Here is a 4,611-nt window from a genome sequence, read left to right as displayed (position 1 = left end):
ACCGACCACTGCTCATCGGAAAGATCCCCACGCCCCACACCGTGATCATTACCGCGCGAGGCGCGAACTGGAACCCGACTTAAAACACGGCCTAGCGCCGTACCGGACGCAGGGGACCAACGCGGCAGCCGGCCGCGCTCCACCTGCCATCACGGCCTCTCGCGGATCGAGTGACAAGCTCAGTCCTTCAGGGCCGAGAAGTTGACTTGAACTGTGGTCGCTGATCGATCCGCTGCTGCCGGTGCCAGCACCGAAGCTGGTGGTGGGCAGACCGCGGGTGCCTGACCGGCAGGCGTCGTGCGGGATCCTGTTCGTGCTGCATACCGGCATCCAGTGGGAGCACTTGCCCCAGGAGCTCGGCTTCGGGTCCGGCATGACGTGCTGGCGACGGCTTGCCGCGCGGAATGAGGCCGGCGTGTGGGACCGGCTGCATGCCGTCCTGCTGACGAGGCTGCGGTCAGCGAAGCAGCTGGACTGGTCGAGGACGGGGAAACAACTCCAGCCACGTCAGGGCCGCTCGACGGGGCCCAAAAGCGGGTTCAGCCCGGTCGAGCGAGCACAGCCGGGCAGCAAGCACCACGTGCTCGTCGACGGTCAGGGCATCCCGCTCGCCATGTCGCTGACCGGTGGGAACCGCAATGACGTCACCCAGTTGATGCCCCTGCTCGCGAAGGACCCGTCTGTCGCGGGTCTGGTTGGGCCGCCCCAGGCGCCGGCCCGACATGCTGCTGGCCGACCGGGGCTACGACCATGACAAGTACCGCCGCCTCGTCTGGGCCCAGGGCATCAAACCGGTGATCGCCCGCCGCAGCGTGCCTCATGGCTCCGGCCTCGGCAACCACCGCTGGGTCGTCGAGCGGACGATCGCCTGGCTGCACGGCTTTTGGCGCCTCGGCGTTCGCTGGGAACGGCGCAACGACATCCACGAAGCCTTCCTCGGCCTCGCCACCTGCCTGAACACCCACCGACACGTCCAACGCCTTGTTACTGAGGTTTTCGGGTTGTCGTCGGGTGGTGACGGTTCATGATCCCTGCGGTATGCCGATGAGGTGAGGTATCCGGAAGGTGGGGGTCTGACCGCTGAGCGGCGGGCGTTTCGTGAGGGGATTCGGCTTCAGGCCGGGCAGCGGTTCGCGGCGGGTGAGAAGACCACGGTGATCGCGAAAGACCTGCGGGTGAGCGTGCGGTCGGTGGAACGCTGGCGGCGGGCCTGGCGCGAGGGCGGCATACAGGCCCTGCGCTCGGCGGGTCCGGCCACCTCCCCGACCGTCACCGACGCCCAGTTCACCGTGCTCGAGGAGGAAGTCGGTAAGGGACCGGCCGCGCACGGCTTCGACGATCAGCGCTGGACCCTGGCCCGGGTCCAGACGGCGATCCACCACCGGCTGCGCCTGACGCTGTCGGTGGCCACGGTGTGGCGGCTGCTGAAACGGCACGGCTGGTCCTGGCAGGCACCCGCCCGCAGAACACTCGAACGCGACGAGCACGCGGTGGAGCCGTAGAAGAAAGAGGTTGGCCCCAGGTAAAAGACTCGCGGCGGCGTGTGACGGCTGGATCGTCTTCGAGGACGAAGCCGGCTTCTCGATGACGCGCCGGTGGCCCGCACCTGGGACCGGCGCGGACACACCCCCGTCATCCGCGACCGCGGCCGCTCCCGCCGCCGGACCTCCATCGCCGCCCTGTGCTGCTACAAACCGGCCAAAACAGCCGCCTCATCCACCGGCCCCGCACCCATCTCCTCCTCAAGGGTGCACGCAAAAGCTTCTCCTGGAAGGACTACCGCGACCTGCTGGTCCGCGCACACCTCCAGCTCGACGGCCCGATCGTGGTGATCTGGGAGCATCTCCATACTCATCTGGCCGCCGGACTGAAGCGGTACGAGGCCGAGCACGACTGGCTCACCACCGTCCGCCTCCCGCCTACGCACCCGACCTCAATCCCGTCGAGGCCGTCTGGCCACTCATCCGCAGGGCGATGGCCAACACCGCCTTCGACACATCCGACGACCTCGACCGCACCCTTCGCCGCGAGTTACGCAGAATCCAGCTCCGACCCCACCTGATCGACAGCTGCCTCACCGCCACAGGTCTGGCTATCAGCCCACCGACCCCACCGTGAAAACCTCAGTAGCTCCAGGATCGTCGGGTCGGGAAAGAATCGCCTCACCCCGGATGCCCATAGGGCATGGGCGGGGACACCACGAACCCGGACGGGCGTAGGTGCCCTGCCGAGCCCGCCCGGTTTCAAGAGCAGAGCATGGAGTGGGGCGCAACCCGGACACCAGCAACCAGTAGATTCAGGCCTGCGCAATGCAATCGGCGGCTGGGGGCGTTGGGGGACCCGCCGCCCGCGGGGCAGGGCTTCCTACATCGGCGGATGTCCACCAGTCCGCTGCCGGCCCTGTCACGAGAGCCCGCGAAATGATCTGCGCATGGCGTCTATCAGTGGAACCTTCTGAACCGAACGGGGTATGTCCAGTGGCTTGAATTGGTCTGCGCCGTTGGCGAGCGGCGCGTGCACATCCTCGCGATGTCCCCCTCCCCCGGCTTGGCCCGCAACCGCTCGATCTCCTCCACCAGGCTGTCGGGGGCCAGACGGTCATTGCCCTGCACCGCCGACAGCGTGGTGGAGAACATGATCTTCGGGAGCGGATTCCAGAGCGAGGTCCACTCGCGCGACGGGGCGTCGAGCGAGGGATCCTGGTCGGCGGTCTCCCCGTACAGCGTCGTCTCGTACAGCCATCGTCCCAGCAGATGGACGTCGACGTCCCGGATCTCGTCGATCTGGAAGCGGAAGACTCCTCGTCGGGGCCCGTCCAGCCGAAGCCGCCGTCCGGCCCGACGATGTAGCCGTCAAGGGAGACACTCATCGTTCAGAAACCTCACTGGGCATTCGTTCATCGGATGATTCGTAACGCCTGCCCGTGTTGCCGATCAAACTTGGGGCTCTTCGCCGGACCCTGTCCCGTTCTGACAGCCCGAACCAGGCGACACCCGCAGCTGCCCGATCGCAGCGTGAGCACCTCGTAAGTGCGTGCATGTCAGGCCGACCTTGACCAACGGTTTGTTTTTCCTCGTAAAATGCGGTTTCCTTTCTGTGTACCAATTCCTCAGGATAGGAAAAGATCCAGTGGCCCAGAAAGTTCAAGTGCACCTTGTCGACGACCTCGACGGTGGCGAGGCGGACACAACGGTGACGTTCGCCTTGGATGGAAAAACGTACGAGATCGACCTCACCACTGCCAATGCAGACAAACTTCGCAGCTTGCTCGAGCCTTACGCCAAGAACGGTCGGCGGACCGGTGGCCGGGCCGCAGCAGTCCGGCACAAGCAGCGCACGGCCTCAAGCGGCGCCAGCCAGTCCACGGAGATCCGCGCGTGGGCTCGGGCCAACGGTTACAGCGTGAACGAGCGCGGTCGCGTTCCCGCCGAAGTTCGTGAGGCATACGAGAAAGCAAACGGCTGAGGCCTCCGCAGGGGGAATAGCCGGAATGGGCTCGTCGGCACGGCGAACTCGCCGCGGTCGAGGTGCACGCAAGATGGCGGCCGTGCCCCGGTGCTATCCCGGTACAGCAGCCGGCCTGTACACGGCCTTCCTCAGAGTATGTCGAAGGGGGCGGGATCGAGATCCCGCCCCCCTTCGTCGCCCAGCACCGGTGACACTCCCCTGGTGCGGCAAGCGGCCGGCTTCGCCCCATTTGCGGGGCCGAGGTTAGAGGCACTGCTTAGGCAGCGATGCGGGCCCAGTGAGTTGCGCCGCTGGAGTGAGTTTCGGGCGCGGTGAGCGTCGGCCATCGTGCCCACAATGGTGATTCTACGGCCAAGCCCGTCATCGGCACAGGACGCCGTCTAGACACTTTCCGTCGCGGCGGGTCCGCCGTCGGTAACACCTACCTATACACGGCTAACCAGCCCGGTGCAGATGCAGCATGAGCAGCGGGTTGGTGCGCTCGTTGGCATTGGTAACCGACTCCGAGACGACCAGCAGCACTGCAATGGCATCCATCTGCCAGCTCAAAAGGTGCATGCCTTCGGCATTCGGAGCTCCGTGATCACGTGGCGGCAACTGGGGACCGCGATGCTGACTGTGATGCACTCTCTACGGCCAGGCCCTGCCCGGGTAACGGGGTCCTGCCGCGCATCCTGGGCGCCACATCAAGAGCCGAGCCGAAGGGTCAAATCGTCCCGTCCCTTCCAGCCCTGGAATCCCGACCAGACATAATAGGGTCTGTAAAGTTTTCGGTGTAACTGAGCCTCTTTCATCCTGTGCTGGAGGGTGAAATGGGCTGGTCAGCGGGTGTGGTGACGAGGCAGGGCCCCTGGTCGTTGGCGTGGTGATCTCACTCAACACGCTGGCGACCGAAGGGGCCCTGGTGGTTCCGTATCCTGCCATGCTCGACGTCTCGCACGAGCTGGTCGAGCATGTTTCCTGGCTGCTCTACGAGCGCCGCCGAGCTCGCAACACTCGCTGGCGCAGGCTCGGCTGCTTCCAGCAGGCCCTGCTGACCCTCGTGCACCTGCGGAAGAACGAGACGTTCTCGCAGCTTGGAGCCGCTTTCGGGATATCGCAGGCCACCGCCTGGCGGTACGTGGACGAGACGCTGGACGTCCT

General features: G+C 65.8%; 5 protein-coding genes and 2 pseudogenes. 5 read left to right on the top strand and 2 right to left on the bottom strand.

Going from position 1 to position 4,611, the window contains the following annotated elements:
- The first annotated feature begins 211 nt into the window (after positions 1-211).
- The 3 genes and pseudogenes from ACFWUY_RS40635 to ACFWUY_RS40625 all read left to right on the top strand — a co-directional run bounded on the left by ACFWUY_RS40635 (position 212) and on the right by ACFWUY_RS40625 (position 2,118).
- Positions 212-1,028 (top strand): IS5 family transposase gene (locus ACFWUY_RS40635; RefSeq protein ID WP_384121835.1). Its coding sequence is split into 2 segments (ribosomal slippage): positions 212-697 and positions 699-1,028, totalling 816 coding nucleotides; the frame shifts between segments, so codons are not numbered across the junction.
- A gap of 126 nt (positions 1,029-1,154) precedes the next feature.
- A complete protein-coding gene (locus tag ACFWUY_RS40630; RefSeq protein WP_384121832.1) occupies positions 1,155-1,502 on the top strand; it encodes a winged helix-turn-helix domain-containing protein in 348 nt (115 codons plus the stop codon).
- 132 nt (positions 1,503-1,634) lie between these two features.
- A pseudogene (locus ACFWUY_RS40625) lies at positions 1,635-2,118 on the top strand (transposase).
- Positions 2,119-2,525: 407 nt separating this feature from the next.
- Here ACFWUY_RS40625 and ACFWUY_RS40620 read toward each other — a convergent pair.
- Positions 2,526-2,869: pseudogene (locus ACFWUY_RS40620) on the bottom strand (dihydrofolate reductase family protein); the annotation flags it as partial.
- Between the two features lie 260 nt (positions 2,870-3,129).
- Between ACFWUY_RS40620 and ACFWUY_RS40615 the strand changes: the two are divergent.
- On the top strand, positions 3,130-3,465 hold the full coding sequence (locus ACFWUY_RS40615; protein ID WP_384121830.1) for an Lsr2 family protein: 336 nt from the start codon (positions 3,130-3,132) through the stop codon (positions 3,463-3,465).
- Between the two features lie 438 nt (positions 3,466-3,903).
- On the opposite strand, the gene ACFWUY_RS40610 is transcribed toward ACFWUY_RS40615, so the two are convergent.
- Entirely contained in the window at positions 3,904-4,026 is a 123-nt protein-coding gene (locus tag ACFWUY_RS40610) for a hypothetical protein (protein ID WP_384121828.1), read from the bottom strand.
- 304 nt (positions 4,027-4,330) lie between these two features.
- Between ACFWUY_RS40610 and ACFWUY_RS40605 the strand changes: the two genes are divergently transcribed.
- The coding region (locus ACFWUY_RS40605) for a transposase family protein (RefSeq protein WP_384121825.1) at positions 4,331-4,611 on the top strand (281 nt) is incomplete at its 3' end.

It is taken from the genome of Streptomyces sp. NPDC058664 (assembly GCF_042716635.1).
Taxonomy (GTDB): Bacteria; Actinomycetota; Actinomycetes; order Streptomycetales; family Streptomycetaceae; genus Streptomyces.
This window is presented reverse-complemented; position numbering and strand designations above follow the sequence as displayed.

Excerpts from the sequence above, each read along its gene's own strand:
- ACFWUY_RS40610 (WP_384121828.1), bottom strand. The coding sequence starts at position 4,026 with ATGCACCTTTTGAGCTGGCAGATGGATGCCATTGCAGTGCTGCTGGTC.